Genomic DNA, 24,955 nt, shown 5'->3' on the forward strand with positions numbered 1-24,955 from the left:
TCGTCGGGAGCGGATGGTTGTTGCGCCGCGTGCGCGACACGTCGTGTGTGAGCGGCCGGCGTGGTGCCGGCCGCCGCGTCTCAGCGCGCGCCCTGGCGCAGTTTGCTGTGGCGGTAGCCGTAGAAGCCGTAGATCAGGAAGCCGATCACGATCCAGCTCACCAGCAGCGGCCAGCGCACTTCAAACGCCTGCCAGAACAGGAACAGGCAAGCGACCGCACCCAGCGGGCAGACCAGCCACGGCAGCGGCACGCGGAACGCGCGCGGCAGCTCCGGCCGCGTGCGGCGCAGCACCAGCACGCCGATGCAGACGGTGGCGAACGCCAGCAAGGTACCCATAGACACCAGGTCGCCAAGCACGTCCACCGGGAACAGGCCGGCCAGGATGCTGGCGATCACGCCCACCATGATCGTGCCCACGTACGGGGTGCGGTGTTTCGTGTGCAGGCGGCCCAGCGCCTGCGGCAGCAAACCGTCGCGCGACATCGAATAGAAGATGCGCGGCTGGCCCATCAGCATCACCAGGATCACCGAGCTCAGGCCGGCCAGCGCCGCGAACACCACCAGGATCTTCAACGCGCCCAGGATGTAGCTGGAGGGGCTGCCGGCGGCCACGGTGCCGAGTACATAGTTGATCGCGGTGGCAACCGGCTCGGGCGTGTTGAGCATGCGGAACGGCGTGGTGCCGGTCATCACCGCAGCCATCGCCACGTACAGCACGGTGCACAGCAGCAGCGAGCCGAGGATGCCGATCGGCATGTCGCGCTGCGGGTTCTTCGCCTCGCCGGCGGCGGTGGAGACCGCGTCGAAACCGATATAGGCGAAGAACACCAGCGTGGCGCCGCGGTAGATGCCGCTCCAGCCGAACTTGGAGCCGCCCTCGTTCTCGGGGATGAACGGATGCCACAGATCGGGGTTGATGTAGTTGAACATCACGATCAGGAACAGCAGGATCACCGACACCTTGATCGCCACGATGATCGCGTTGACCGTCGCCGACTGCGTGATACCCATGTAGCAGAGCCAGCTGATCGCGCCCACGATGATGATGGCCGGCAGATTGATCAGCGCGCCGGTGGTGACCAGCGCGTGGCCGCCTTCGGCAAACGTGAGTGGGGCCGAGGACAGCGCCGCCGGCAAGGTGAAATTCAGGCCGGTCATCGTGCTGAGCATGCGCAGCAGTTCGCCGAAGTAGCCCGACCACGCCACCGCCACGGTGGATGCCGCGAACAGGTATTCCAGCACCAGCGCCCAGCCGACGAACCAGGCGACCACTTCGCCCAGGGTGGCGTAGGAATAGGAGTAGGCGCTGCCGGAAACCGGCAGCATCGCGGCGAACTCCGCGTAGCACATGCCGGCCAGGCCGCAGGCCACGGCCGCGATCAGGAAGCTGAGGATCAGCGCGGGGCCGGCGAACTGCGCCGCCGCCGTGCCGGTGATGGCGAAAATGCCCGCGCCGATGACCGCACCCACCCCGAGCATCACCAGGTGTCGCGCCGTCAGGACGCGTTTGAGGGTGACCTCGCCTTCGGCGCTACCCTCCACCGGCTCGCCCGCGTCCACATGGGGCATGGCCTTGATGGGATGGGTGGCAAAAAGATTTTTGATCATCAAACGCCCCTTGGCATGAGTGCGTCCGCTAGTGCGCTGCAGCAGTGCGCGACGCGGGTGCGGAGATGCGAATAGTGGGCCAACATAGCCGAGCGTTGGGGGTTGTACAAGCTGGATTCAGGCCCTGCGAAGGCTTGCTGCAGCGCACTTTCATGAACCGGACGGATGACGATGCAGGCACCACAAAACTTTCTGATCGAGTCGCTGCGTCGCTACCGTGACTTATGGCAGGGGGAGGAAAAAACCGTCGCGCAATTCGAGAATTTCCTGCAAAGCCACCCCGATGTCTTCGATCGGAGCCACACCGTGGCGCACTTCACCGGCTCGGCATGGCTAGTCAGCGGCGACGGCGAACGGGTATTGCTGATGCATCACCGCAAACTTGACCGCTGGCTGCAGCCCGGCGGCCATGCCGATGGCGATTCCGACCTGGCAGGTGTGGCCTTGCGCGAGGCGCAGGAGGAAACCGGCGTGCCGGGTTTGCGCGTCGAGGGCGGCATCTTCGATATTGACCGCCATCGCATTCCACTGCGCGGAGCCGAGCCGGAGCATTGGCACTACGACGTGCGCTACGTGGTGCGGGCCGGGGGCGATGAACGCTTCGTGGTCAACAGCGAATCACGCGCGCTGGCATGGCGGCCGGTGGTGGAAGTGGCTACTGATTCCAGCCTTGAGGCCTCGCTGCGCCGCATGGCGCAAAAATGGCTGGCTCGCGAGTCACTGTAGGAGCGACTTCAGTCGCGACGCTCCTGATTTTCATGAGTCTCAAGGAAAGGCGTCGCGACTGAAGTCGCTCCTGCAAAAAAGCAGGCCTACGCGTATTTCGCCGGCGCCGGATTAAGGTGTCCGCAAGCCGTACATGTGCGCGCCTCGACCGAGCCGTAGAAGCGATCAAACACCGGCGGGAAATCGTGCTCGATGCTGTCGAGCACGAAGTACTCCTCGAACAGGGTGTGGTTGCAGTGCTCGCAGAACCACAGCAGGCCATCCTTTTCATTGGCGAGGCGACGGCGTTCGATCACCAGGCCGATCGATCCGGGCATGCGCTGCGGCGAGTGCGGCACGCGCGGCGGCAGGTAGAAAACTTCGCCGGCGCGGATCGGTATATCGCGCGGTTGGCCCTCGTCCTGCACCTTCAGGATCATCTCGCCTTCCAGTTGGTGGAAGAACTCCGGGCCTTCGTCGTAGTGGTAGTCGGTGCGCGCGTTGGGGCCGGCCACGATCATGATGATGAAGTCGCCATCGACGATGCACTTGTTGCCCACCGGCGGTTTCAGCAGATGGCGGTGTTCGTCGATCCAGCGTTGCAGGTTGAGTGGTGGTAGCAGGGCCATGCGTAGTTCCCGAAGAATAGGTCAGCGCCGAATGCCACTTGTCTGATGGTCATCCGGCTCCCAAAGCCGTTCGCGCTGAGCGTAGTCCGCGCAGCGGGCGGAGTCGAAGCGGTGCCCGGTTGGGGCGGCCCAGGCGGCGTGTCCTTCGACTCCGGCCTTTGGCCTACGCTCAGGATGAACGGATCTTTCCAGGTAAATCCGATGGCAGCTCAATGACACGTGCGTCGGCCAGGTATCACGCGTCGACCCAGCGCCCGCTTTGGATGACCTGCTCCAGCCGCGCCTGCTCGTTGGCCACGTCGAAGCCTTCGGCGGCGAGCCAGTCGTCGTTGTAATACGTCTTGCGATAACGCTCGCCGCCATCGCAGATCAGCGTCACCACCGGTCCCTTTTCACCGCTGGCGCGCAGCTCGCACATCAGCTGCAGCGCGCCGACCAGGTTGGTGCCGGTGGAGCCGCCGCAGCGGCGACCCATCAACCGCTCCAGCACCCGCAACGCCGCCATGCTGGCGTTGTCGGGTACGCGGATCATGCGGTCGATCACCCCACGGATGAACGACGGCTCCACCCGTGGCCGGCCGATGCCTTCGATGCGCGAACCGCAATCCAGCCGCAGCGAGGCGTCACCGCTGTTGAAGTAGTCCATGAACACGGAGTTTTCCGGGTCCACCACCGCCAGCTGGGTGCCGTCGCTGCGGGCGGCGCCGTAGCGGATGTAGCGGCCGATGGTGGCCGAGGTGCCGCCGGTGCCGGCCGAAACCACGATCCAGCGCGGCACCGGATCGAATTCGCGCTCCATCTGGCGGAAGATCGATTCGGCGATGTTGTTGTTGCCGCGCCAGTCGGTGGCTCGTTCGGCGAAGGTGAACTGGTCCATGTAGTAGCCGTCGGACTCGCGTGCCAGTTGCTCGGCGGCACCGTAGACATCGGTGCCGTCAATGAGATGGCTGCGTCCGCCGAAGTGCTCGATCTGCGCGATCTTGTCGCACGAGGTGCGCCGCGGCATCGCGGCGATGAAGGGCAGGCCGAGCAGGCGGGCGAAGTACGCCTCGGAGATCGCGGTGCTTCCGCTGGAGGCCTCGATCACCGGCTGGTCTTCATGCAGCCAGCCATTGCAGATCGCGTACAGGAACAGCGAACGCGCCAGCCGGTGCTTCAGGCTGCCGGTGGGGTGCGCGGATTCGTCTTTCAAATACAGCGGAATGCCGGGGAACGCGGGCAGATCCAGCCGGATCAGGTGTGTATCGGCCGAACGCGCCGCCTCGGCGGCGAGGATCTCGATGGAGCGGCGGGTCCAGCTGGGCATGATGCGATGGCCTGCGGTTCGTGTTGTGTTTTTGCGGCGCGGCCCTTCGACTTCGCTGCGCTACGCTCAGGGAGAACGGTCTGGGGACTACGCATATCTAGAGCCGCTCTCCCTGAGCGTAGCGCAGCGGTCGAAGGGCAACCTGACGCAGGTCAAACCTCCAGCGTCGCCAGGTCGCCTTTCTCTTCCAGCCACGCCTTGCGGTCGCTGGCGCGCTTCTTCGCCAGCAGCAGATCCATCACGCGCGCGGTGCCGTCTTCCTCGGCGGTGGTCAGCTGCACCAGCCGCCGGGTGTCGGGATGGATGGTGGATTCGCGCAACTGCGGCGGGTTCATTTCACCCAGGCCCTTGAAGCGGGTGGTGCTGACCGCGCCCTTCATTTTCTCGCGCTCGATCCGCTGCAGCATCGCCACCTTTTCGCTTTCGTCGAGGCAATAGAACACCTGCTTGCCCACGTCGACGCGGAACAGCGGCGGCATCGCCACGAACACGTGGCCCTCGCTGACCAGCTTGGGGAAATGCTTGAGGAACAGCGCCGACAGCAAGGTGGCGATGTGCAGGCCGTCGGAATCGGCGTCGGCCAGGATGATCACCTTGCCGTAGCGCAGGCCGCTCAGGTCGTCCTTGCCCGGGTCGCAGCCGATCGCCACGGCCAGGTTGTGCACTTCCTCGGAGGCCAGCACCAGGGTGGATTCCACTTCCCAGGTGTTGAGGATCTTGCCGCGCAACGGCAGGATCGCCTGGAACTCCTTGTCGCGCGCCTGCTTGGCGCTGCCGCCGGCCGAATCGCCTTCGACGAGAAACAATTCCGTGCGGGTGAGGTCGGTGGCGGTGCAGTCGGCCAGCTTGCCGGGCAGGGCGGGACCCTGGGTGATCTTCTTGCGCACCACCTGCTTGGAGGCTTTCAGGCGCGCGCTGGCCCGCTCGATCGCCAACTGGGCGATGCGTTCGCCGATCTCGGTGTGCTGGTTCAGCCAGATGCTGAAGGCGTCGTGGATCACGTTCTCGACCATGCCCGCGGCCTGGCGCGAGGAGAGCCGCTCCTTGGTCTGGCCGGCGAACTGCGGATCCTGCAGCCGTGCCGACAGCACGAACGAGAGCCGCTCCCATACGTCTTCCGGCGCCAGCTTCACGCCGCGCGGCAGCAGGTTGCGGATGTCGCAAAATTCGCGGATGGCCACGGTGAGGCCGCTGCGCAGGCCGTTGACGTGGGTGCCGCCCTGCGCGGTGGGGATCAGGTTGACGTAGCTCTCCTGCACCAGCTCGCCTTCGGGCAGCCAGGCCAGCGCCACGTCCAGGCCTTCGGTGTTGCGGGCCACGTGGTGCACGAACAATTCGGCGGGCAGCGCCTCGGCGCCATCGAGTTCGCCGCTCAGATAATCATGCAGGCCGTCCTCGTAGTACCACTCGATGACTTCGCCGCTGGCCGCGTCGGTGAGCTTCACGTTGAGCCCGGCGCACAGCACCGCCTTGGCGCGCAGCAGGTGCTTCAGTTTGGGCAGCGAGATCTTGGGCGAGTCGAAGTATTTGGGGTCGGCCCAGAAGCGCAGCGTGGTGCCGGTGCGCTTCTTCGGCACGCTGCCGAGCAGCTCCAGCTCGCTGGCGCGGTCGCCGTTCTCGAACGCCATGCGCTGCTCGTTGCCGTCGCGGCGGATGGTGACCTCCACCCGCGTGGATAGCGCGTTCACCACCGACACGCCCACGCCATGCAGGCCGCCGGAGAAGCTGTAGTTGTCGCCGGAAAATTTGCCGCCCGCATGCAGCCGGGTGAGGATCAGCTCGACACCGGGGATGCCCTCGTCGGGATGGATATCCACCGGCATGCCGCGGCCGTCGTCGCTGACTTCCACCGAGCCATCGGCGTGCAGGGTCACCTCGATGTGGCTGGCGTGGCCGGCCAGCGCCTCGTCCACCGAGTTGTCCACCACCTCCTGCACCAGGTGGTTGGGCCGGCTGGTGTCGGTGTACATGCCGGGCCGGCGCTTGACCGGATCCAGACCGGAGAGGACTTCAATATCGGCGGCGTCGTAGCGATTGCTCATGGGGCGATGACTGTGAAAGGTAACGGAGCAGGATGGGCGGCAGGGGCGGGCGGGTCAAGGGCGGGAGCAGGAGTTGTGTCGCCATCTCCCGCCGCTCGCCACTCACTTCCGGGTTTCACCTCAACGGTTCGCAATGTCGATGCAGCCAGGCCAGGTCGTCGCCATCCAGCAGCGGGCTCAGGGCGGCGCGTACGGTGGCGTGGTAGTCGTCCAGCCAGGCGCGTTCATCGGGGTTGAGCAGGGCCGGCTCCAGTGCGCGGCGGTCGAACGGACACAGGGTCAAGGTCTCGAACGCCAGGAATTCGCCGAATTCGGTCTGGTCGGCGGCGATCACCACCGCCAGGTTTTCGTGGCGGATGCCGTGACGGCCGGGCTTGTACAGGCCCGGTTCGATAGAGCTGATCATGCCCGGCTCCAGCGGCACCAGCGCGCCACCGGCCGAGGGCGGACGGATGCCGTGCGGACCTTCGTGCACGTTGAGGAAATAGCCCACGCCGTGGCCGGTGCCGTGGCCGTAATCCATGCCGCTGGCCCACAGCGGTGCGCGCGCCAGTGCATCCAGTTGCGGGCCGCTGGCGCCCTTGGGGAAGCGGGCACGCGACAGCGCGATCATGCCCTTCATTACCAGGGTGGCGTCGCGCCGTTGTTCCGGCGTGGTCTCGCCCAGCGCCAGCACGCGGGTGATGTCGGTGGTGCCGCCCAGGTATTGACCACCCGAGTCGACCAGCAGCAGGCCTTCTGCTTGCAGCATGCTGTGCGCCTCGGGCGTGGCGCGGTAATGCGGCAACGCGCCGTTGGCCAGGTAGCCGGCGATGGTGGCGAAGCTTTCGCCGATCCAGCCCGGCTGCGCCGAACGCTGCCGGTGCAGCAGCGTGTCGACATCCAGTTCGGTGAGCGACTCGCCGGCGCCCAGCCGATCCTCCAGTTCCCGGAACGCGCGGACCAGGGCCACGCCGTCACGGCGCATCACTTCACGGATATGGTCGAGCTCGGCCGTGGTCTTGATCGCCTTGAACGCGGTGCTGGGGTTGGCCGCCTCGATGCGCGGCGTATGCGCCGGGATCGCTGCAGCGATGGCGCTGACCACGCGGCCGCTGTCCAGCAGCAGCTTGTCATCGGCACTCAGGGCGCCCAGGGCGCCGGGCAGGTCTTCGTAAGGCTCGATATCGATGCCGTCGGACGCCAGTTCGGCAATCAGCGCATCGTCGAGCTTGGCCCGGTCGACGAACAGGATGGCGCGGCCTTCGGCCTCGACCAGCAGGTGGGCCAGGAACACCGGGTTGCACTCGACGTCGCTGCCGCGAAGGTTGGTCAACCAGGCGATGTCGTCCAGGCTGGATAGCAGGTGGTGGCTGGCGCCCTGCGCGCGCATCGCCTCGCGCAGCCGCGCCAGCTTGTCGGTACGGGGCACGCAGGCGTGGACGGGATCATGCGCAAACACCGGTGCCTGCGGCAGGCTTGGGCGGTCGGGCCAGATCGCACCGGGCAGGTCAAGGTCGATGCGCACGGTGGCACCGCCGACGGCCAGCTTCCGCTCGATCTGGCGCTGGTTGTTGACCGAAAGGCTGTCGCCGGCCACGGCCAGCACGTCGCCCCGCTGCAGTTGCTGCTGCAGCCACGAAAGGTGATCGGGCACACCGGCCACGCGCTCCTTCATCAGGGCGATGCCGCTGCCGGCCAACTGCTGCCCGGCTTGCGAGAAGTAGCGCGAATCGGTCCACAGCCCCGCCTCGGTGGCGGTGACCACGAGGGTGCCGGCCGAGCCGTCGAACCCGGACAGCCAGGTTCGCGCCTGCCAGTGTGCGGGCAGGTACTCGGACAGGTGAGGGTCGGCGCTGGGGACGAGCACGGCGGCAACGCCGTGTTGCTGCATGGCGGCGCGCAAGGCGGCCAGGCGGGTCGGTACGGGCTGGTTCATCGCTGAATATTAGCAGCCGCGTCAGGTCCATCGGCCGCGCGCGGCCGGGTCGTCGCGTGGGTTTTGTCATGCCAGCTGAATCTTTCGTCAGTAATTTGCGCTGATCCCTCGCGGCTGGACGCTGATGCCGCTAAAATGCCGATTTCCAGCACGGCTGAATTTCATGACCCCCCTGATCTTCGTCACCGGCGGTGTAGTGTCCTCGCTTGGCAAGGGCATCGCGGCGGCGTCACTCGCGTCCATTCTTGAGGCTCGCGGGCTCTCGGTCACCATGATGAAGCTCGACCCCTATATCAATGTCGATCCGGGCACGATGAGCCCGTTTCAGCACGGCGAGGTCTATGTGACCGACGACGGTGCCGAGACCGATCTTGACCTGGGGCATTACGAGCGCTTCATGCGTACCCGCCTCACCGGCAAGAATTCCATCACCACCGGCAAAATCTACGAAAGCGTGATCCGCAAGGAGCGCCGCGGCGATTACCTCGGCGCCACCGTGCAGGTGATCCCGCACATCACCGACGAGATCAAGCACTGCATCCACGAGGCCACGCGCGGTTTCGACGTGGCGTTGGTGGAGATCGGCGGCACCGTGGGCGACATCGAATCGCTGCCGTTCCTGGAGGCGATCCGCCAGCTGCGCGTGGAGCAGGGTCCGGAGAAAGTGGTGTTCATGCACCTCACCCTGGTGCCGTATATCAAGGCCGCTGGCGAGATCAAGACCAAGCCGACCCAGCATTCGGTGAAGGAGCTGCGCTCGATCGGTATCCAGCCGGACATCCTGCTGTGCCGCTGCGAGGACGCCCTGCCGGAGGCCGAGCGCCGCAAGATCGCGCTGTTCACCAACGTGCCCGAATCCGCCGTGATCAGCGCGCCCGATGTCGACGTGATCTACAAGATGCCGCTGTGGCTGCATAGCCAGGGGCTGGACGACATCGTGGTGAAGCGGCTCGGCCTGGATGCCGATCCGGCGGACCTGTCCAGCTGGCAGCGCACCGTCGACGCCGTGGAGCACCCGAAGAACGAGGTCACCATCGCCATCGTGGGCAAGTACGTGGAGCACAAGGACGCGTACAAGTCACTGGCCGAAGCGCTGCGCCATGGCGGCATCCGCCAGCAGACGCGGGTGAACCTGGACTGGATCGACTCCGAGCAGATCGAGGCCGAGGGCGCCGCCGAAGTGCTGGGCAAGGTCGACGCGATCCTGGTGCCCGGTGGTTTCGGCAAGCGCGGCTTTGAAGGCAAGGTGTTGACGGCCAAATACGCGCGCGAACACCGCGTGCCGTACTTCGGCATCTGCTACGGCATGCACGCGGCGGTGGTGGATTTCGCCCGCAACGTGGCCGGCCTGACCGACGCCGACTCCAGCGAGAACGACCGCAACACCGCCAATCCGGTGATCGGCCTGATCACCGAATGGACCACCGCCAGCGGCGAAGTCGAGCAGCGCACCGACCGCTCCGACCTGGGCGGCACCATGCGCCTGGGTGCGCAGGAATGCCGACTCAAGGCGGGCACGCTGGCGCGCCAGCTTTACGGCCAGGAAGTGGTGCGCGAGCGCCATCGCCATCGCTACGAATTCAACAACCGCTACCGCCAGTCGTTCGAGGATCAGGGCCTGGTGATCTCCGGCAAGTCGATGGATGACCTGCTGGTGGAAGTGGTGGAATTGCCGCCGCAGAAGCATCCGTGGTTCCTGGCCTGCCAGGCCCATCCTGAATTCACCTCCACACCGCGCGACGGCCATCCGCTGTTCAGCGACTTCGTCCGCGCGGCCGCCGAATACAAGGCCGTGCGTGAGGGCGAACCGTTGGCCGCCCAGGCCAGCGCATGACGCGGTCTTGCCTATTGATCGGGAAATACGTCCTATGAAGCTTTGCGGATTCGATATCGGGCTGGATCAGCCGCTGTTCCTGATCGCCGGCCCCTGCGTGGTGGAGTCCGAGCAATTGCAGCTGGACACCGCCGGTACGCTGAAGGAAATCACCAGCGGGCTCGGCATCCACTTCATCTTCAAATCCAGCTTCGACAAGGCGAACCGCTCATCGGGCGAAAGCTTCCGCGGGCCGGGGCTGGAAGAAGGCCTGCGTATCCTGGGTGAAGTGAAGCGCCAGATCGGCGTGCCGGTGCTCACCGACGTGCACGAATACACCCCGATGGATGAAGTGGCGTCGGTGGTCGACGTGCTGCAGACGCCGGCCTTCCTGTGCCGGCAGACCGACTTCATCCAGAAAGTGGCGCGCGCCGGCAAGCCGGTGAACATCAAGAAGGGCCAGTTCCTGGCGCCGTGGGACATGAAACACGTGGTGGCCAAGGCCAAGGCCGCCGGCAACGACAGCATCATGGTCTGCGAGCGCGGCGCCAGCTTCGGCTACAACAACCTCGTCTCCGACATGCGCTCGCTGAGCGTGATGCGCGACACCGGTTGCCCGGTGGTGTTCGACGCCACCCATTCGGTGCAATTGCCGGGCGGGCAGGGCGCCACTTCGGGCGGCCAGCGCGAATTCGTGCCGGTGCTGGCGCGCGCCGCCGTGGCGGTGGGTGTGGCCGGGCTGTTCGCCGAGACGCATCCCGATCCCAGCAAGGCGCTGAGCGATGGCCCCAACGCATGGCCGCTGGACAAGATGAAGGCGCTGCTGGAGACGCTGCTGGAACTCGACGCCGTCACCAAGCGGCATGGCTTTCTCGAACAAGGCGTGTAGGCATCCGGCCGCGCGCGAATTCGCCCCTACAACCCACAGACCATTCAACTCGACCAACGGAAACCGCATGAGCAACCAGATCACCCGCATCCACGCCCGTGAAATCCTCGACTCGCGTGGCAACCCCACGCTGGAAGCCGAAGTCACGCTCGCCGACGGCGCGTTCGGCCGCGCTGCGGTGCCCAGCGGCGCCTCGACCGGTTCGCGCGAAGCCGTTGAACTGCGCGATGGCGACAAGTCGCGCTACGGCGGCAAGGGCGTGAAAAATGCGGTGGCCAACGTCAACGGAACCATTGCCGACACGCTGAAGGGTTTCGATGCGGCGGACCAGAAAGGGCTGGATGCGAAGCTGATCGCGCTGGACGGCACGCCCAACAAGGGCAAGCTGGGTGCGAACGCGCTGCTCGGTGTTTCGATGGCCGCAGCGCATGCGGTGGCCGCGTCGCGCGGCGAGCCGCTGTGGAAGTACCTGTCGAAGGACGGCAAGCCCGGCGCCCTGCCGGTGCCGATGATGAACATCATCAACGGCGGCGAGCACGCGGACAACAACATCGACGTGCAGGAATTCATGGTGCTGCCGGTCGGCCTGCCCAGCTTCGCCGAAGCGCTGCGCGCCGGCGCCGAGATCTTCCACGCGCTGAAGAGCGTGCTGAAGGGCAAGGGCCTCAACACCGCCGTCGGCGACGAGGGTGGCTTCGCGCCCAACCTGCGCTCCAACATCGAAGCGCTCGATACCATCCTCGAAGCGGTCAACAAGACCGGCTACAAGGTGGGCAGCGAGATCCTGCTGGGCCTGGACGCAGCAAGCTCGGAGTTCTACAAGGACGGCAAGTACGACCTGGCCGGCGAAGGCAAGAAATACAGCTCGGCCGAGTTCGTCGACCTGCTGGCCGGCTGGGCCAAGCAGTACCCGATCATCACCATCGAGGACGGCATGGCCGAAGGCGACTGGGACGGCTGGAAGCTGCTGACCGACCGGATCGGCGATTCCGTGCAGGTGGTGGGCGACGACCTGTTCGTGACCAACCCGGTGATCTTCCGCGAAGGCATCGAGAAGAAGATCGCCAACTCGATCCTGATCAAGGTGAACCAGATCGGCACCCTGTCCGAAACCCTGGAAGCCATCGCGATGGCCGATGCGGCGAAGTATTCGGCCGTGATCTCGCATCGCTCCGGCGAAACCGAGGACACCACCATCGCCGACATCGCGGTGGCCACCACCGCCACCCAGATCAAGACCGGCTCGCTGTGCCGCAGCGATCGCGTGGCCAAGTACAACCAGCTGCTGCGCATCGAGGAAGCCCTGGGCAGCGCCGCGCGCTATGCCGGCCGCGACGCGTTCCCCAACCTGACGCGCCTGCCCGGTTGACGGGAGTCACGACATCCCATGCTGCGCTGGGTTGCCCTGATCCTGATCGTCACGCTTGTCGGGCTGCAGCTGAAACTGTGGTCCGGCAGCGGTGGCGTGCGCGAGGTGGACACCTTGCGTGTTTCGTTGAAGAAGCAGACTGACGAAAACGCGCGGCTGGTCCAGCGCAACCAGGCGCTGGCGGCCGACGTGCTGGATCTGAAGCATGGCGAGCAGGCGGTCGAGGCGCGTGCTCGCAACGAGTTGGGCCTGATCAAACCCGGCGAGACGTTCTATCAGGTGGATGAGCGGCCGGCCACGGCGGCCAGCGTTTCGCTGCCGCCCCCGCCGCCCGCTGCGCCACCCGCGGGCGCGCAATGACCGGCGCGCTGTGGTGCGTGGTGCCGGCCGCCGGGCGCGGCACGCGGGTGGGTGGCATGTGTCCCAAGCAGTACCTGCCGCTGGCGGGTCGACCATTGATCGAACACACGCTGGAGCGTCTTGCCGCACACCCGCAAATCGCCGGCCTGCTGGTGACGCTGGGTGCGGATGATGCGCGCTGGCCGGGTATCACCGAGCTCAACGGCAAGCGCGTGATGACGGCCCCGGGCGGTGCCGAACGCAGCGACTCGGTATTGGCCGGCATCGACGCGTTGCCGGCCACGGTGGGGCAGGACGACTTCGTGCTGGTGCACGATGCGGCACGTCCCTGCGTGCGCCTGGCCGACATCAGCGCGCTGATCGAGCAGGGATGTGCGAAGGATGGTGGCCTGCTGGGTGCCCCGCTGCGCGACACGTTGAAGCGCGCCGACGCGGCCGGCTGCAGCGCGCAGACGGAGCCGCGCGATCAGCGCTGGCGCGCGTTCACGCCGCAAATGTTCCGCCGTGGTCAACTGGCTTCGGCCTTGCGCGCGGCGGCGAAGGACGGCCGCGCCGTAAGCGACGAGGCCATGGCGATGGAATTGGCTGGTTACGCCCCGTTGCTGGTGGAAGGCGCCGAGGACAACATCAAGGTCACCACCGCGGCGGACTTTCCGCTGGCGGCGTACCTGCTTTCAAGGATCGTGACATGAACGCAATCGCGAGGGACTCTTTCGCGCTTTCACCCGGCATGCCGCGATGAGGATCGGGCAGGGCTTCGACGTGCATGCGTTCGGCGAGGGCGACCACGTCATGCTGGGCGGCGTGCGCGTGCCCCATGAGCGCGGGCTGGTGGCGCATTCGGATGGCGACGTGGTGATCCATGCGCTGTGCGACGCGATTTTCGGCGCACTGGCACTGGGCGACATCGGCACGCATTTCTCGCCGCGCGACGAGCGTTGGCGCGGTGCCGACAGCCGCCAGTTCCTGCGCCACGCCGCCCAGTTGATGAAGCAGCAGGGCTACAGGCTGGGTAACGTGGATGTCACCGTGATCGGCGAAGCTCCGAAAGTCGGCCCGCACGTGGCATCCATCCGTGAATGCCTCGCCGCCGATCTCGGCTGCGACGTCGGTCGCATCAGCGTCAAGGCCACCACCACTGAAAAACTCGGCTTCTGCGGCCGGGGCGAAGGGATTGCCGCGCAAGCGTGCGCCCTGCTGGAGCACGCGTGACCGAGGTAGAAGCCCGCAGCGCCGCCAGCCGGCTGCACGACCAGCTCGACGTCATCGTCGAGTTGCTGCATCGGCACGAGGCGGACGGCCGTCTGCCCGCGGATGTGCTGGTGGATCTGCGCCAGCAGCTCGACGAGCTGCATCCGGCGGACATCGCCTTCATCCTCGAATCGCTGCCGCTGGATGACCGTCTGGCGATCTGGCAACTGGTGAAGGCCGATCGCGACGGCGAGATCCTGCTGGAAGTCTCCGACGCGGTGCGCGAATCGCTGATCGCGGATATGGATCGCCACGAGATCCTTGCCGCCGCCGAGACCCTCGACGCCGACGAACTGGCCGACCTGGTCGAAGACCTGCCCACGGCGATGCTGCCGGAGCTGATGGCGGGCCTGGACGCACAGCAACGCGAGCAGGTGCAGTCGGCGCTGTCCTACGAGGACGACCAGCTCGGCGCGCTGATGGATTTCGAGATGGTGACCATCCGCGAGGATGTAAGCCTGGAAGTGGTATTGCGCTACCTGCGCCGCTGGGACGAACTGCCGGCGCAGACCGACAAGCTGTTCGTGATCAACCAGGACAACCTGCTCACCGGCGTGCTGCCGCTGCACTGGCTGCTGGTCAACGCGCCGGACAAGATGGTGAGCGACGTGATGGCGCCCGACGTCAACACGTTCCACCCCGAGAACGACGCCTACGAAGTGGCGCAGGCGTTCGAACGCTACGACCTGGTGACCGCCCCCGTGGTGGATGACAACGGCCACCTGATCGGCCGCATCACCATCGATGCGATGGTCGACGTGATCCGCGAGGAAGGCGAGAGCGAGGCGTTGAGCCGCGCCGGTCTGCGCGAGGAGGAGGACATCTTCGCCTCGGTGTGGGCCAGCTTGCGCAACCGCTGGTCGTGGCTGGCGATCAACCTGGTGACCGCGTTCATCGCGTCACGGGTGATCGGCCTGTTCGAGAATTCGATCGAGCGGCTGGTGGCGCTGGCCGCGCTGATGCCGATCGTGGCCGGCATCGGCGGCAACTCCGGCAACCAGACCATCACCATGATCGTGCGCGCGCTGGCCTTGAACCAGATCACCGCCGAAAGCGCCAAGCGCCTGTGGCGCAAGGAACTGACCGTGTCGCTACTGAACGGACTGATCTGGGGCGGCGTGATCGGCGTCGTGGCGTGGTGGCTTTACGACAGCCTGTCGCTGGGCCTGGTGATGACCGCAGCGATGACGTTGAACCTGTTGCTGGCCGCGTTCGCCGGCGTCGGCATTCCCGTGCTGATGACCCGGTTCGGGCGCGACCCGGCGCTGGGTTCCAGCGTGCTGATCACCGCGATGACCGACAGCGGCGGCTTCTTCATCTTCCTCGGCCTGGCCTCGATTTTCCTGATGTAACGCAGCGTCCGCTGCCTGCACCACGCACTCTGGATATTCATGTCCGAACTCCCTTACGCCTGCGGCACTCCACCCTTGACCGCGCGGCTGCGTGCCAGCCCGGAGGATTTTCAGGTGGAGGAAATCCTCGGCTATGACGCCGACGGCGCCGGCGAGCATGTCCTGTTGTGGGTGGAGAAACGTGGCGCCAATACCGACTGGGTGGCCCGCGAGCTGGCCCGGTTCGCCGGGGTGGCACCGGTCGCGGTGGGTTACGCGGGCCTGAAGGATCGCCACGCGGTCACCCGGCAGACGTTTTCCCTGCAACTGGCGGGCAAACCCGATCCGGATTGGTCGACCTTCCCGCATGCGGAAGTGAAAGTGCTGGCGGCCACGCGTCATTCGCGCAAGCTCAAGCGCGGCGCGTTGCGCGGCAATCGCTTCGTGCTGGTGTTGCGCGAGGTGCAGGGTGATCGCGAGGCGGCCGAACAGGTGCTGCAGCAGATCGCCGCGCGCGGCGTGCCCAACTATTACGGCGAGCAGCGCTTCGGCCGCGAAGGCGGCAACGTGGCGCAGGCGCGGGCGATGTTCGCGGGGCGCAGGGTGGAACGCAGCAAGCGCTCGTTCCTGTTGTCCGCCGCGCGCTCGCAGATCTTCAACGAGGTGCTGGCCGCGCGGGTCGAGCGGCAGGCGTGGGACACGCCGCTGGCAGGCGAGATCTGGTCGCTGGCCGGCTCACGCTCGTGGTTCGGGCCGGAGCCTTTCACCGCGATGCTGGCCGAACGCCTGGCCCGCGGCGACATCCATCCCTCGGGTCCGCTGTGGGGGCAGGGCGAACCGCCCACGCAGGATGAAGCCGGTGCGCTGGAGCGCGAGATCGGCGCCGCGCACCAGGACTTGGCCGAGGGGCTGGCGGCGGCGCGCATGGATCAGGAGCGCCGCCCGCTGCGCTTGCTGCCGCACGATCTGAAGTGGCGCTGGCTCGCTGACGACGCGCTCGAGCTGGTCTTCGAATTGCCCGCCGGCGCCTACGCCACCGTGGTGGTGCGCGAACTCGCCGCCGTGATGTAGGAGCGATTTCATTCGCGCTGCTCTTTTGCCTTGGAGCCCCAGAGCAAGAGCATCGCGACTGAAGTCGCTCCCACCATCCGTATGGCGCAGCTTTCCTCTAGCGCTTGAGCAAAACGACTACCGCGCCCGTGCCGCCCAATGCCGGCCGCGCCGATGCGAAGGCGATCACATCGTCCCGTCGACGCAGCAGGCGATCGGTGAGCGCTTTCAATACCGGACCCGCTGCGCGCGAACGCAAACCCTTGCCGTGCACGATGCGCACGCAGCGCCAGCCTTCCCGTCGCGCCTCGGCCAGAAAATCCACGATGCTGCTCTGGGCTGCGGCGGCATTCATCTGGTGCAGGTCGATGTGATCCTGCACGCTGAACTGGCCGCGTTTGAGTTGCCGCAGCAGCCTGGGTGAATAGCCGTCGCGCAGATAGCTCAGTTCCTCGCCCACTTCGAGGGCGGCAGGGTCGAAGTCGAGCTTCAGCAGATCGCCTGCCACCGCCGCCTCGTCGGCCTCGAACATGCGTGGGTAGGGCGCCGGCTTTGCCGCCGCCGGGGGCGCGGCCACCGCTTCGAGCGGCCGCGTGCCGCCGATCGCCTCGCGAAACAGGCGGCTGTCGTCATCGCTGATCGGCGCGGGCTGGCGTTTCATGCGGCCATGGTAATGCGTCGCACCGCGGACCGGCGCCATGTGAATGCGTGGCCTCGCTACGGTAGACTTGAACGCTTGGAGCGCATCGCGCTGGATAAACGTTTCTGGTGGAAATTTTGCGGCCCGGCAGCTTGCCCGGCTCGTCCCTCCCACCGGTTCGGCGGCTGCAGCTCAACGGTTTCCTACGGATCAGCATGCGAGTTCTGGTAAGCAACGATGATGGCGTGGATGCACCGGGCATCCGCGTGCTGGCCGATTGCCTGGGCACGGTCGGCACCGTGACCGTGGTGGCGCCGGACCGCGACCGCTCCGGCGCCAGCAATTCGCTGACCCTCGACGCGCCGGTGCGTGTACTGCCTATGGGCGACGGCTATTACCGCGTGGCTGGCACGCCCACCGATTGTGTCCATCTGGCGTTGTCGGGGCTGCTGCAGGATGAGCCGGATATCGTGGTGTCGGGCATCAACAACTCGGCCAATCTCGGCGACGACGTGATCTATTCGGGCACGGTGTCGGCGGCGATGGAGGGGCGTTTCCTGGGGCTGCCGGCCATTGCCGTCTCGCTGGTCAGCAGCGACCATCAAGGGACGCATTACGAATCGGCGGCGCGCGCGGTGCTGTTGCTGATGCAGCGCTTGCTGGTCGATCCGCTGCCGGCCGATACGATTCTCAACGTGAACGTGCCCGACCTGCCGTGGAAGGAGATCGCCGGTTTCGAGGTCACCCGGCTTGGCCGCCGCCATCGTTCGGCGCCGTCCGTGTTGCGGGCTGACCCGCGCGGCCGTCCGATCTGGTGGATCGGGCCGGCGGGCGAGGTTGATGATGCCGGGCCGGGGACGGATTTCGATGCGGTGCGCCGTGGCTTTGTTTCGGTCACGCCCATCCACGTGGACCTGACCCGGTTCCAGGCGCTGGAGAAAGTCAGCAGCTGGATGCAGGCGCTGACCGATGATCTGGCGGACGGATCCGCCACCCAACATGAGGTTGTTTGAACGGTGAATCCCTATCCTCTGCCCGCCGCGGCCTTCAAGGGCGAAGGCATGACTTCGCAGCGTGCGCGCGACCGGCTGGCCAACAGTCTGAAAGATGCCGGCATCCGTGACCCGCGCGTGATCGAAGTGATCCGCAACACGCCGCGGCATCATTTCATCGACCAGGCGCTGCATGCGCGCGCCTACGAGAACACGGCGCTGCCGATCGGCCACGGCCAGACCATTTCGCAGCCGTGGGTCGTGGCGCGGATGACCGAGGCGCTGCTGGAATCGTTCGACGCGAAAGAGGGCATGCCGCGCAAGGTGCTGGAGATCGGCACCGGCTCGGGCTACCAGGCGGTGGTACTGGCGGCGCTGGTGCCGCAATTGTTCACGGTGGAGCGGATCGAGGAGTTGCTGCGCCAGGCGCGGCGACGTTTTCGGCAGCTCGGGCTGCCCAACGTGCGCTCCAAGCACGACGACGGCAAATTGGGCTGGGCCGACGAGGCGCCGTTCGACGCCATCATCCTCACCGCTGCAGGAGATACCGTGCCCACCCGCATTCTCGACCAACTGACCCCCACGGGCGTGCTGGTGGCACCGGTGGGTTCGCCCAGCAGCCAGACGCTGATTCGCCTGCGTGGCGACGGGCAGGGCGATTTCATCCAGGAAGAACTGGGTGCCGTGAGTTTTGTGCCCCTGCTTGGCGGGATCGGCTGATGCGCCTGTTCGAGCGGCTTTACGCCCGTGCGCTGGTGTGGGCGCGCGAGCCGCGCGCGGTCTATTACCTGTCCGGCCTGAGTTTCGTCGAGGCGTTCATCTTCCCGATTCCGCCGGAAGTGATGCTGGCACCGATGATGCTGGGCAAGCGGCAGCGGGCGTTCCATTTCGCGAACATCAGCCTGCTGTTCTCACTGCTCGGCGCGCTGGTGGGCTATCTGCTGGGTCACTGGGCCTTCCACGCCCTGAAACCCGCGCTGGAGGCGCTGCATTTCCTGGCGCCGATCGAGCACGGCGTGGAGGTGCTGCGAACCCAGATGGCAACCCATCACTGGGGCATGTTCGGCGTGCTGATCCTGGCCGCCCTGCAGCCGGTGGTGCCGATGAAATTCATCACCTGGGCGTCGGGTATCGTGGGTGTGCCGATCCTGCCGTTCCTGGCGTGCATGGCGCTGGGGCGAGGCAAGCGGGTCTGGTTGCTGGCTTTGCTGATCCGCTTCTTCGGTGATCGCGCCGAACGCATTCTGCACAAGTACATCGAGTGGTTCGGCTGGGCGGCGCTGATCGTGCTTGCTGCATTGTTGGGATGGTGGTTGTTGCGTTGAACCGGCGCATCATGAAAAGGAGTGGACGGCTCGTTATGCTGATGACCATGAATCGAATGCCGCACTTGTTCTTCGTCTCGCTCGCGACGCTGGCCCTGGCCGGTTGCGGAACCATGCGCAGTTCGGTGGTGTTCGAGCCGGCCGCCGGCCAGGCCCCCACGAAAGCTCCCGCGGTATCGACCAAGGCTCCAGTGGCATCGACGGTTGCGCCTCCGGCCCGCACGCCCATTCCGGGTGGCACGTACGTCGTGGCGCATGGCGACACGCTGTATTCGATCGCATTCCGCAGCGGCGTCGACTTTCGCGATCTGGCCCAGTGGAACGGTGTCGCCGCGCCGTTCACCATCTGGCCTGGCCAGACATTGAAACTGTCGCCCCCGGCAGCCGCCGCCGCGCCGGCCGCGCCGTCGTCACCGCCGCCAGCTACGGCTGTGGCATCGGCACCGGTATTCCAGACGATTCCGCCGGCTACCGCCACGCCTGTGCCGGCCACGACACCAGTCGCGGGGGCGGTTGGGGCCGGTACGGTTCAATCGGCCACGGTTGCCGCCGTACCTGTCGCCGGTGAGGCTGCGCCGCCGAGCCTGCCCCCGGCGGCTCCGCCTGCTGCCGTGGGTGCCTCGCATTCGGCCGGCGGCATCACCTGGCGTTGGCCGGCATCAGGTTCGGTAATCAAGCGGTTCAAGGCCAGCGATGCCATTCCAGGCATCGAGATCGCCGGCAATTCGGGCGAACCCGTGCGCGCGGCAGCGGGCGGCGTGGTGGTCTACAGCGGCAATGGACTGGTGGGCTACGGCGAGCTGGTGATCATCAAGCACAGCGACAGCTATCTTTCCGCCTATGGCCACAACCGCAAGCGGCTGGTCAAGGAAGGGCAGCACGTCAGCGCAGGCCAGCAGATTGCCGAGATGGGCTCCACCGGCGCCAGCCGCAACGAGCTGCAGTTCCAGATCCGCAAGGACGGAAACCCGGTGGATCCGTTGAGGTACCTGCCGGCGCAATGATCGCCGCCGGCGCCAGGCTGGCGGTCAGGAAACCGTGGCGGCGCCACCAAGAATGAACGCGGCAAGCACCCGGCGCCCTTCACCGGCCAGCAGGTTGTATGTGCGTGCGGCCGCCGCATTGTCCATCACCTCGATACCCACGCCCTTGCGCAGAAAACCGGCCATGAAGGCCGCGGCAGGAAAGACCTGTCGCGCCCCGGTGCCCAGCAGCACCAGCTCCGGCTGCAACGCGAGCAAGGTCTCGACGTGATCAGCCGCAAGCGCGCTGGCGTTTTCCACCGGCCAGTTTTCGACAACCTGGTTCGGCGCGAGCAGGAAGCTGCGCTGCAGTTCCCGATCGGCCAGGGTGATGGCGCCGACGTCCACGTGGCGCACGTAAAGGTAATCGTCGGGGCGATCCAGCGAGAGATCCATCGGATCCTCCTGCGTTAACGGGGCAAGGCGATTTTGGGCTCGTCGGCGTTGCGGCGAAACAGCACCACGACGTGACCGATCTGGTGGATCTTTTCGGCCTGCGTGCCGCCGGTCAGCACATCGATTTGTGCCTGCCGTTCGTCCTTGTCGCCGCCGGACAACTTGACCTTGACCAGTTCGTGGATATCCAGCGCCTGGTTCAGCTCCTTCACCACCGCTTCGGTGGCTCCCTTGTTGCCGAGCAGGACCACGGGGCTGAGGTCATGCGCAAGGCTGCGCAGGTAGCGGCTCTGCGAGGATGAGAGGGGCATGCGGGGTGGCCGATTCGCGGTGGGGGAACCGCAAAGGGTATCATGCGCCCTCCAGCTCCCCACAAGTGACCATCGACGACATGGCCCGCAGCAAGAGCAGCGCCGTCTGGCTGCGCGAACATTTCAAAGACGAATATGTGAAGAAGGCCCAGGCGGCCGGCTTGCGTTCGCGCGCGGTCTACAAGCTCGAGGAGTTGATCGACCGCGACCACCTGCTCAAGCCGGGCATCAACGTGGTCGATCTTGGCGCCGCGCCAGGCAGCTGGTCACAGTTGGTGCGCAACCGGCTCGGCGACACCGGCAAGGTGCTGGCGCTCGATATCCTGCCCATGCAGAGCATCGCCGGCGTCGATTTCCTGCAGGGCGATTTCCGCGAGGAATCCGTCCTGCGCGAGCTGGAATCGCGTCTGGAGGGGCAGAAGCTGGATCTTGTACTGTGCGATCTGGCCCCCAATATGAGTGGTGTGGCGCTGGCCGACCAGATTCGTGCCATGGTTCTGGCTGAGTTGGCGCTCGATTTCAGCAAGCAGTGGCTCAAGCCAGGCGGCTCGTTCCTGATCAAGTTGTTCCAGGGAGCCGGATTCGACGTTTACCTGCGCAACTTGCGCGCGGAATTCACCCGCGTAACGATGCGTAAACCCAAAGCCTCGCGCGCCCGGTCGCGCGAGGTCTACGCGCTGGCGGTAGGCCGCAAGCCTTCCGCCGCGTCACCGGCGAGAACCGTGCATGAATGAAACAGCGAAAAACGTGTTGCTCTGGGTAATCATCGCGGTGGTGTTGTTCACCGTGTTCCAGAGCTTCAGCCCGCGCGGCGCGGCCTCGTCCGAAATGCCATACAGCGGCTTCGTGCAGAGCGTCGACAACGGCAACGTGGCCAGCGCCACGATCAGTGCCGATCAACCCGCCACCATCAGCGGCAAGCTGAAGGACGGCAGCCCGTTCCGCACCGTTGCGCCGATGCTGGGCTTTTCCACCAACGAGGTGGTCAAGCAGATGCAGGACAAGGGCGTGGAAGTGCGCCAGGACCCGGCCGAGGGTTTCTCGCTGATCGGTTTGCTGGTGAGCTGGCTGCCGGTGTTGCTGATCGTGGGCGTGTTCATCTGGTTCATGCGCCAGATGCAGTCCGGCGGTGGCGGCCGTGGCGCGATGAGTTTCGGCCGTTCACGCGCCAAGTTGCAGGGTGAGGATCAGATCAAGGTCAACTTCAGCGACGTCGCCGGTTGCGACGAGGCGAAGGAGGAGGTCGGCGAACTGGTCGAGTTCCTGCGTGATCCGGGCCGCTTCCAGAAGCTGGGCGGCAAGATTCCGCGCGGCGTGCTGATGGTCGGCCCCCCGGGTACCGGCAAGACCCTGCTGGCGAAGGCCATCGCGGGTGAGGCCAAGGTACCGTTCTTCGCGATCTCCGGTTCCGATTTCGTCGAGATGTTCGTCGGCGTCGGCGCCAGCCGCGTGCGCGACATGTTCGAGCAGGCCAAGAAGCATGCCCCGTGCATCATCTTCATCGACGAGATCGACGCCGTCGGCCGCCATCGCGGCGCCGGCCTGGGCGGTGGTCACGACGAGCGCGAGCAGACGCTGAACCAGTTGCTGGTGGAGATGGACGGTTTCGAGGGTACCGAGGGTGTCATCGTGATCGCCGCCACCAACCGTCCCGACGTGCTCGATCCGGCGTTGCTGCGTCCGGGCCGCTTCGACCGCCAGGTGGTGGTCGGCCTGCCCGACGTGCGCGGCCGTGAGCAGATCCTCAAGGTGCACATGCGCAAGGTGCCGATCGCCAATGACGTCGACGCCATGACCATTGCGCGTGGCACGCCGGGCTTCTCCGGTGCCGACCTCGCCAACCTCGTCAATGAGGCGGCCCTGTTCGCGGCGCGCGAGAACGCCCGCGAGGTTCGCATGAGCCATCTGGACAAGGCGCGCGACAAGATCCTGATGGGCAGCGAGCGGCGCTCGATGGCGATGAGCGAGGACGAAAAGAAGCTCACCGCCTATCACGAGGCCGGGCACGCCATCGTGGGTCGCCTGGTGCCCGAGCACGATCCGGTCTACAAGGTCACGATCATCCCGCGCGGGCGCGCGCTGGGCGTCACCATGTACCTGCCCGAAGGGGACAAGTACAGCATCAACCGGGTGGCGATCGAATCGCAGCTGTGCTCCCTCTACGGTGGCCGCGTGGCGGAGGAGTTGATCTTCGGCGCGGACAAGGTCACCACGGGTGCCTCCAACGACATCGAGCGCGCGACCAAGATGGCGCGCAACATGGCGACCAAGTGGGGTCTTTCGGACGAGCTTGGGCCGATTACCTATGGCGAGGACGAGGACGAGGTGTTCCTCGGTCGTTCGGTGACCCAGCACAAGAGCATCTCCAACGAGACCGCCAGCAAGATCGACGAGGTCGTGCGCAGCATTCTCGACCGTGCGTTCGCGCGGACCAGGGAGCTGCTCACGGCGAACCTGGACAAGCTGCACGCCATGGCCGATGCGTTGCTGCAATACGAAACCATCGATGCCCACCAGATCGACGACATCATGGCCGGGCGCATTCCCGGTCCGCCCGCGGACTGGAGCAGGAACAACTCGACCGGCAGCACGCCGCCACCGCCTCCGCCAAGAGGGGATGCCGGCCAGCCGGTGGGCAACGTGGGCGATCCCGCGACGCAGAACAGGGCCGGTATCGACGATTGAAATGGACGGCCAAACGGGCGTGCTTATGCTGGCGTGCCCGCTGACCCGCTCGGCTATTCACGCGCCACGATCGTGGTTGTGCAACTTCGGTACGTTTAGGCCGTGACGTGCCTCCATTTCAGCGACGTCGAATGACGCGCAATAAAAAAATTCACGAAAAAGGTTGACGCAAGACGACGGAATCTGAATAATTCCGCTTCTCGCTTCACCGCCTCGGTGTCCCAAACACGGCAGCGGTGAGATGAAAATTTTTTTCAGTGCGCCCGTAGCTCAGTTGGATAGAGTACCTGGCTACGAACTAGGTGGTCGGGAGTTCGAATCTCTCCGGGCGCACCATTTTTATACTGTTGGATGAGGTGCTCGCACCTCGGTGCCTTTCACGAACGGAAGTGCTTTTGCCGATTGTTGAAAGGGGCTCCAGATGTCATGGTGTGCTTCGACACGGATTGACTGGGCGAGGCGTCACCCGTAACAATTCAAGGCTTCGGTGTTTGATCAGCCGGGGATTCGAAAGCGGGGTATAGCTCAGTCTGGTAGAGCGTTGCGTTTGGGACGCAAAAGTCGGGGGTTCGAATCCCTCTGCCCCGACCAGCGATACGTTCTGCCATAGGGACTGCGCCTGTAGCTCAACCGGATAGAGCATCGGCCTTCTAAGCCGACGGTTGCAGGTTCGAGTCCTGTCTGGCGCGCCAGTTGCAAGATTTATGGTGGATGTAGCTCAGCTGGTTAGAGTCCCGGATTGTGATTCCGGTTGTCGTGGGTTCGAATCCCATCATCCACCCCAGTTTCAAACCCGGTTCCGGCGTCACGTCAGTTCATGGGCCGTTAGCTCAGTTGGTAGAGCAGTTGACTCTTAATCAATTGGTCGAAGGTTCGAATCCTTCACGGCCCACCAATCAGAACAGGCACCTCACGGCGACGTAGGTGCCTGTTTTTTTATATGTGGTCCAGCCCATGGCAGGGAATTCGACGGAGGCGGGCGCAGCTGTCGTCGGGCGCGAAGGCGCGGCCTGCAAGCGGTCTGGCGTGCTTGTGCTGCATGGTGCGGCAACCGTAAAATGGCCCGTTATCCAGCGCCTGAATGCCATCGGTGGACAAGGGGTGGTGGCGGTATCCGGGTCGACGTTGACCGGTGCGCCGGGGCAAGGTTTTTGTTGCGCCAGTTGCGGCAAGGCGAGAGTGGCGGAATTGGTAGACGCACCAGATTTAGGTTCTGGCGGTTAACCCCGTGGGGGTTCGAGTCCCCCCTTTCGCACCATGCCAAGCTGGTTTTTTTCATTTGCGGTGGCACAGCCGCCATGGTGCCTGTGG

Annotated in this window: 23 protein-coding genes and 6 tRNA genes; 21 read left to right on the forward strand and 8 right to left on the reverse strand. The window is 65.6% G+C overall.

Annotated features, from left to right (window positions below; all coding sequences use genetic code 11):
- Nucleotides 1-80 precede the first annotated feature (80 nt).
- The gene (locus tag ASD68_RS02530) at nt 81-1,610 is read right to left on the reverse strand and encodes an amino acid permease (RefSeq protein ID WP_056078467.1); all 1,530 of its coding nucleotides are present in this window, start codon (nt 1,608-1,610) and stop codon (nt 81-83) included.
- A 171-nt stretch (nt 1,611-1,781) separates the two neighbouring features.
- Between ASD68_RS02530 and ASD68_RS02535 the strand changes: the two genes are divergently transcribed.
- Nucleotides 1,782-2,336 carry an NUDIX hydrolase gene (locus ASD68_RS02535; protein ID WP_056605053.1) on the forward strand — a complete coding sequence of 185 codons (555 nt, stop codon included), beginning with the start codon at nt 1,782-1,784 and terminating at the stop codon, nt 2,334-2,336.
- 86 nt (nt 2,337-2,422) lie between these two features.
- Here the strand turns inward: ASD68_RS02535 and ASD68_RS02540 are convergent, their stop codons facing one another.
- The 4 genes from ASD68_RS02540 to ASD68_RS02555 all read right to left on the reverse strand — a co-directional run bounded on the left by ASD68_RS02540 (nt 2,423) and on the right by ASD68_RS02555 (nt 8,210).
- The gene (locus tag ASD68_RS02540; protein ID WP_056603104.1) at nt 2,423-2,944 is read right to left on the reverse strand and encodes a 3-hydroxyanthranilate 3,4-dioxygenase; all 522 of its coding nucleotides are present in this window, start codon (nt 2,942-2,944) and stop codon (nt 2,423-2,425) included.
- A 235-nt stretch (nt 2,945-3,179) separates the two neighbouring features.
- Nucleotides 3,180-4,250, reverse strand: coding sequence for a PLP-dependent cysteine synthase family protein (locus ASD68_RS02545; RefSeq protein ID WP_056603107.1), 1,071 nt, complete (start codon nt 4,248-4,250; stop codon nt 3,180-3,182).
- 152 nt (nt 4,251-4,402) lie between these two features.
- Nucleotides 4,403-6,292 carry a DNA topoisomerase IV subunit B gene (parE, locus tag ASD68_RS02550; RefSeq protein ID WP_056603111.1) on the reverse strand — a complete coding sequence of 630 codons (1,890 nt, stop codon included), beginning with the start codon at nt 6,290-6,292 and terminating at the stop codon, nt 4,403-4,405.
- Nucleotides 6,293-6,407: 115 nt separating this feature from the next.
- A complete protein-coding gene (locus tag ASD68_RS02555; RefSeq protein WP_056603115.1) occupies nt 6,408-8,210 on the reverse strand; it encodes an aminopeptidase P family protein in 1,803 nt (600 codons plus the stop codon).
- A 163-nt stretch (nt 8,211-8,373) separates the two neighbouring features.
- Here ASD68_RS02555 and ASD68_RS02560 point away from each other — a divergent pair, with 163 nt between their 5' ends.
- The 8 genes from ASD68_RS02560 to truD all read left to right on the forward strand — a co-directional run bounded on the left by ASD68_RS02560 (nt 8,374) and on the right by truD (nt 16,294).
- Nucleotides 8,374-10,044: a CTP synthase gene (locus ASD68_RS02560; RefSeq protein WP_007082770.1), complete on the forward strand. Its 1,671-nt coding sequence runs from the start codon at nt 8,374-8,376 to the stop codon at nt 10,042-10,044.
- 34 nt (nt 10,045-10,078) lie between these two features.
- Complete coding sequence (gene kdsA / locus ASD68_RS02565) at nt 10,079-10,912, forward strand: 3-deoxy-8-phosphooctulonate synthase (RefSeq protein ID WP_056603118.1); 834 nt, start codon at nt 10,079-10,081, stop codon at nt 10,910-10,912.
- Between the two features lie 67 nt (nt 10,913-10,979).
- On the forward strand, nt 10,980-12,281 hold the full coding sequence (gene eno, locus ASD68_RS02570) for a phosphopyruvate hydratase (RefSeq protein WP_056603121.1): 1,302 nt from the start codon (nt 10,980-10,982) through the stop codon (nt 12,279-12,281).
- An 18-nt stretch (nt 12,282-12,299) separates the two neighbouring features.
- Complete coding sequence (gene ftsB, locus ASD68_RS02575; RefSeq protein ID WP_007082767.1) at nt 12,300-12,641, forward strand: cell division protein FtsB; 342 nt, start codon at nt 12,300-12,302, stop codon at nt 12,639-12,641.
- Nucleotides 12,638-13,333: a 2-C-methyl-D-erythritol 4-phosphate cytidylyltransferase gene (ispD, locus tag ASD68_RS02580; RefSeq protein ID WP_007082766.1), complete on the forward strand. Its 696-nt coding sequence runs from the start codon at nt 12,638-12,640 to the stop codon at nt 13,331-13,333. Before ftsB ends, ispD begins: the two co-directional genes overlap by 4 nt.
- A 46-nt stretch (nt 13,334-13,379) precedes the next feature.
- Nucleotides 13,380-13,853, forward strand: a complete 474-nt coding sequence (ispF, locus tag ASD68_RS02585) for a 2-C-methyl-D-erythritol 2,4-cyclodiphosphate synthase (RefSeq protein ID WP_007082765.1) — start codon at nt 13,380-13,382, stop codon at nt 13,851-13,853.
- On the forward strand, nt 13,850-15,244 hold the full coding sequence (gene mgtE, locus ASD68_RS02590; RefSeq protein ID WP_007082764.1) for a magnesium transporter: 1,395 nt from the start codon (nt 13,850-13,852) through the stop codon (nt 15,242-15,244). Before ispF ends, mgtE begins: the two co-directional genes overlap by 4 nt.
- A 39-nt stretch (nt 15,245-15,283) precedes the next feature.
- On the forward strand, nt 15,284-16,294 hold the full coding sequence (gene truD / locus ASD68_RS02595) for a tRNA pseudouridine(13) synthase TruD (RefSeq protein WP_056603124.1): 1,011 nt from the start codon (nt 15,284-15,286) through the stop codon (nt 16,292-16,294).
- A gap of 97 nt (nt 16,295-16,391) precedes the next feature.
- On the opposite strand, the gene ASD68_RS02600 is transcribed toward truD, so the two are convergent.
- A complete protein-coding gene (locus ASD68_RS02600; RefSeq protein ID WP_040671227.1) occupies nt 16,392-16,934 on the reverse strand; it encodes a Smr/MutS family protein in 543 nt (180 codons plus the stop codon).
- A 194-nt stretch (nt 16,935-17,128) separates the two neighbouring features.
- On the opposite strand from ASD68_RS02600, the gene surE reads away from it, so the two are divergent.
- From surE to ASD68_RS02620, 4 genes are read left to right on the forward strand one after another with little or no spacing between them, the layout of a single operon-like run.
- A complete protein-coding gene (gene surE / locus ASD68_RS02605; RefSeq protein ID WP_007082761.1) occupies nt 17,129-17,926 on the forward strand; it encodes a 5'/3'-nucleotidase SurE in 798 nt (265 codons plus the stop codon).
- Nucleotides 17,927-17,974: 48 nt separating this feature from the next.
- Nucleotides 17,975-18,625 (forward strand): protein-L-isoaspartate(D-aspartate) O-methyltransferase, encoded by a 651-nt coding sequence (locus ASD68_RS02610; protein ID WP_056078509.1) that lies wholly within the window; start codon nt 17,975-17,977, stop codon nt 18,623-18,625.
- Nucleotides 18,625-19,230, forward strand: a complete 606-nt coding sequence (locus tag ASD68_RS02615) for a DedA family protein (protein ID WP_007082759.1) — start codon at nt 18,625-18,627, stop codon at nt 19,228-19,230. The genes ASD68_RS02610 and ASD68_RS02615 overlap by 1 nt, the downstream gene beginning before the upstream one ends.
- 35 nt (nt 19,231-19,265) lie before the next feature.
- Nucleotides 19,266-20,234: a peptidoglycan DD-metalloendopeptidase family protein gene (locus ASD68_RS02620; RefSeq protein WP_056603129.1), complete on the forward strand. Its 969-nt coding sequence runs from the start codon at nt 19,266-19,268 to the stop codon at nt 20,232-20,234.
- Nucleotides 20,235-20,258: 24 nt separating this feature from the next.
- On the opposite strand, the gene ASD68_RS02625 is transcribed toward ASD68_RS02620, so the two are convergent.
- The gene (locus tag ASD68_RS02625; RefSeq protein ID WP_007082757.1) at nt 20,259-20,648 is read right to left on the reverse strand and encodes an Mth938-like domain-containing protein; all 390 of its coding nucleotides are present in this window, start codon (nt 20,646-20,648) and stop codon (nt 20,259-20,261) included.
- A 14-nt stretch (nt 20,649-20,662) separates the two neighbouring features.
- A complete protein-coding gene (gene yhbY / locus ASD68_RS02630) occupies nt 20,663-20,959 on the reverse strand; it encodes a ribosome assembly RNA-binding protein YhbY (protein ID WP_007082756.1) in 297 nt (98 codons plus the stop codon).
- A gap of 80 nt (nt 20,960-21,039) precedes the next feature.
- On the opposite strand from yhbY, the gene rlmE reads away from it, so the two are divergent.
- From rlmE to ASD68_RS02670, 8 genes are all read left to right on the forward strand, one after another.
- Nucleotides 21,040-21,693 (forward strand): 23S rRNA (uridine(2552)-2'-O)-methyltransferase RlmE, encoded by a 654-nt coding sequence (gene rlmE, locus ASD68_RS02635; protein ID WP_050982466.1) that lies wholly within the window; start codon nt 21,040-21,042, stop codon nt 21,691-21,693.
- Nucleotides 21,686-23,644, forward strand: coding sequence for an ATP-dependent zinc metalloprotease FtsH (gene ftsH, locus ASD68_RS02640; protein ID WP_200945314.1), 1,959 nt, complete (start codon nt 21,686-21,688; stop codon nt 23,642-23,644). The genes rlmE and ftsH overlap by 8 nt, the downstream gene beginning before the upstream one ends.
- A gap of 259 nt (nt 23,645-23,903) precedes the next feature.
- A tRNA-Arg gene (locus tag ASD68_RS02645) sits at nt 23,904-23,980 on the forward strand.
- Between the two features lie 178 nt (nt 23,981-24,158).
- A tRNA-Pro gene (locus ASD68_RS02650) sits at nt 24,159-24,235 on the forward strand.
- 24 nt (nt 24,236-24,259) lie between these two features.
- Nucleotides 24,260-24,336 (forward strand) — tRNA-Arg (locus ASD68_RS02655).
- A 15-nt stretch (nt 24,337-24,351) separates the two neighbouring features.
- Nucleotides 24,352-24,428, forward strand: a tRNA-His gene (locus ASD68_RS02660).
- 35 nt (nt 24,429-24,463) lie between these two features.
- A tRNA-Lys gene (locus ASD68_RS02665) sits at nt 24,464-24,539 on the forward strand.
- A 278-nt stretch (nt 24,540-24,817) separates the two neighbouring features.
- A tRNA-Leu gene (locus ASD68_RS02670) sits at nt 24,818-24,902 on the forward strand.
- Nucleotides 24,903-24,955 lie beyond the last annotated feature (53 nt).

This window comes from Rhodanobacter sp. Root627 (assembly GCF_001427835.1).
GTDB lineage: Bacteria > Pseudomonadota > Gammaproteobacteria > Xanthomonadales > Rhodanobacteraceae > Rhodanobacter > Rhodanobacter ginsenosidimutans.

Coding starts and splice junctions, on each gene's coding strand:
- ASD68_RS02530 (WP_056078467.1), bottom strand. CDS start 1,610: ATGATCAAAAATCTTTTTGCCACCCATCCCATCAAGGCCATGCCCCAT.
- ASD68_RS02535 (WP_056605053.1), top strand. CDS start 1,782: ATGCAGGCACCACAAAACTTTCTGATCGAGTCGCTGCGTCGCTACCGT.
- ASD68_RS02540 (WP_056603104.1), bottom strand. CDS start 2,944: ATGGCCCTGCTACCACCACTCAACCTGCAACGCTGGATCGACGAACAC.
- ASD68_RS02545 (WP_056603107.1), bottom strand. CDS start 4,250: ATGCCCAGCTGGACCCGCCGCTCCATCGAGATCCTCGCCGCCGAGGCG.
- parE (WP_056603111.1), bottom strand. CDS start 6,292: ATGAGCAATCGCTACGACGCCGCCGATATTGAAGTCCTCTCCGGTCTG.
- ASD68_RS02555 (WP_056603115.1), bottom strand. CDS start 8,210: ATGAACCAGCCCGTACCGACCCGCCTGGCCGCCTTGCGCGCCGCCATG.
- ASD68_RS02560 (WP_007082770.1), top strand. CDS start 8,374: ATGACCCCCCTGATCTTCGTCACCGGCGGTGTAGTGTCCTCGCTTGGC.
- kdsA (WP_056603118.1), top strand. CDS start 10,079: ATGAAGCTTTGCGGATTCGATATCGGGCTGGATCAGCCGCTGTTCCTG.
- eno (WP_056603121.1), top strand. CDS start 10,980: ATGAGCAACCAGATCACCCGCATCCACGCCCGTGAAATCCTCGACTCG.
- ftsB (WP_007082767.1), top strand. CDS start 12,300: ATGCTGCGCTGGGTTGCCCTGATCCTGATCGTCACGCTTGTCGGGCTG.
- ispD (WP_007082766.1), top strand. CDS start 12,638: ATGACCGGCGCGCTGTGGTGCGTGGTGCCGGCCGCCGGGCGCGGCACG.
- ispF (WP_007082765.1), top strand. CDS start 13,380: ATGAGGATCGGGCAGGGCTTCGACGTGCATGCGTTCGGCGAGGGCGAC.
- truD (WP_056603124.1), top strand. CDS start 15,284: ATGTCCGAACTCCCTTACGCCTGCGGCACTCCACCCTTGACCGCGCGG.
- ASD68_RS02600 (WP_040671227.1), bottom strand. CDS start 16,934: ATGAAACGCCAGCCCGCGCCGATCAGCGATGACGACAGCCGCCTGTTT.
- surE (WP_007082761.1), top strand. CDS start 17,129: ATGCGAGTTCTGGTAAGCAACGATGATGGCGTGGATGCACCGGGCATC.
- ASD68_RS02610 (WP_056078509.1), top strand. CDS start 17,975: ATGACTTCGCAGCGTGCGCGCGACCGGCTGGCCAACAGTCTGAAAGAT.
- ASD68_RS02615 (WP_007082759.1), top strand. CDS start 18,625: ATGCGCCTGTTCGAGCGGCTTTACGCCCGTGCGCTGGTGTGGGCGCGC.
- ASD68_RS02620 (WP_056603129.1), top strand. CDS start 19,266: ATGCTGATGACCATGAATCGAATGCCGCACTTGTTCTTCGTCTCGCTC.
- ASD68_RS02625 (WP_007082757.1), bottom strand. CDS start 20,648: ATGGATCTCTCGCTGGATCGCCCCGACGATTACCTTTACGTGCGCCAC.
- yhbY (WP_007082756.1), bottom strand. CDS start 20,959: ATGCCCCTCTCATCCTCGCAGAGCCGCTACCTGCGCAGCCTTGCGCAT.
- rlmE (WP_050982466.1), top strand. CDS start 21,040: ATGGCCCGCAGCAAGAGCAGCGCCGTCTGGCTGCGCGAACATTTCAAA.
- ftsH (WP_200945314.1), top strand. CDS start 21,686: ATGAATGAAACAGCGAAAAACGTGTTGCTCTGGGTAATCATCGCGGTG.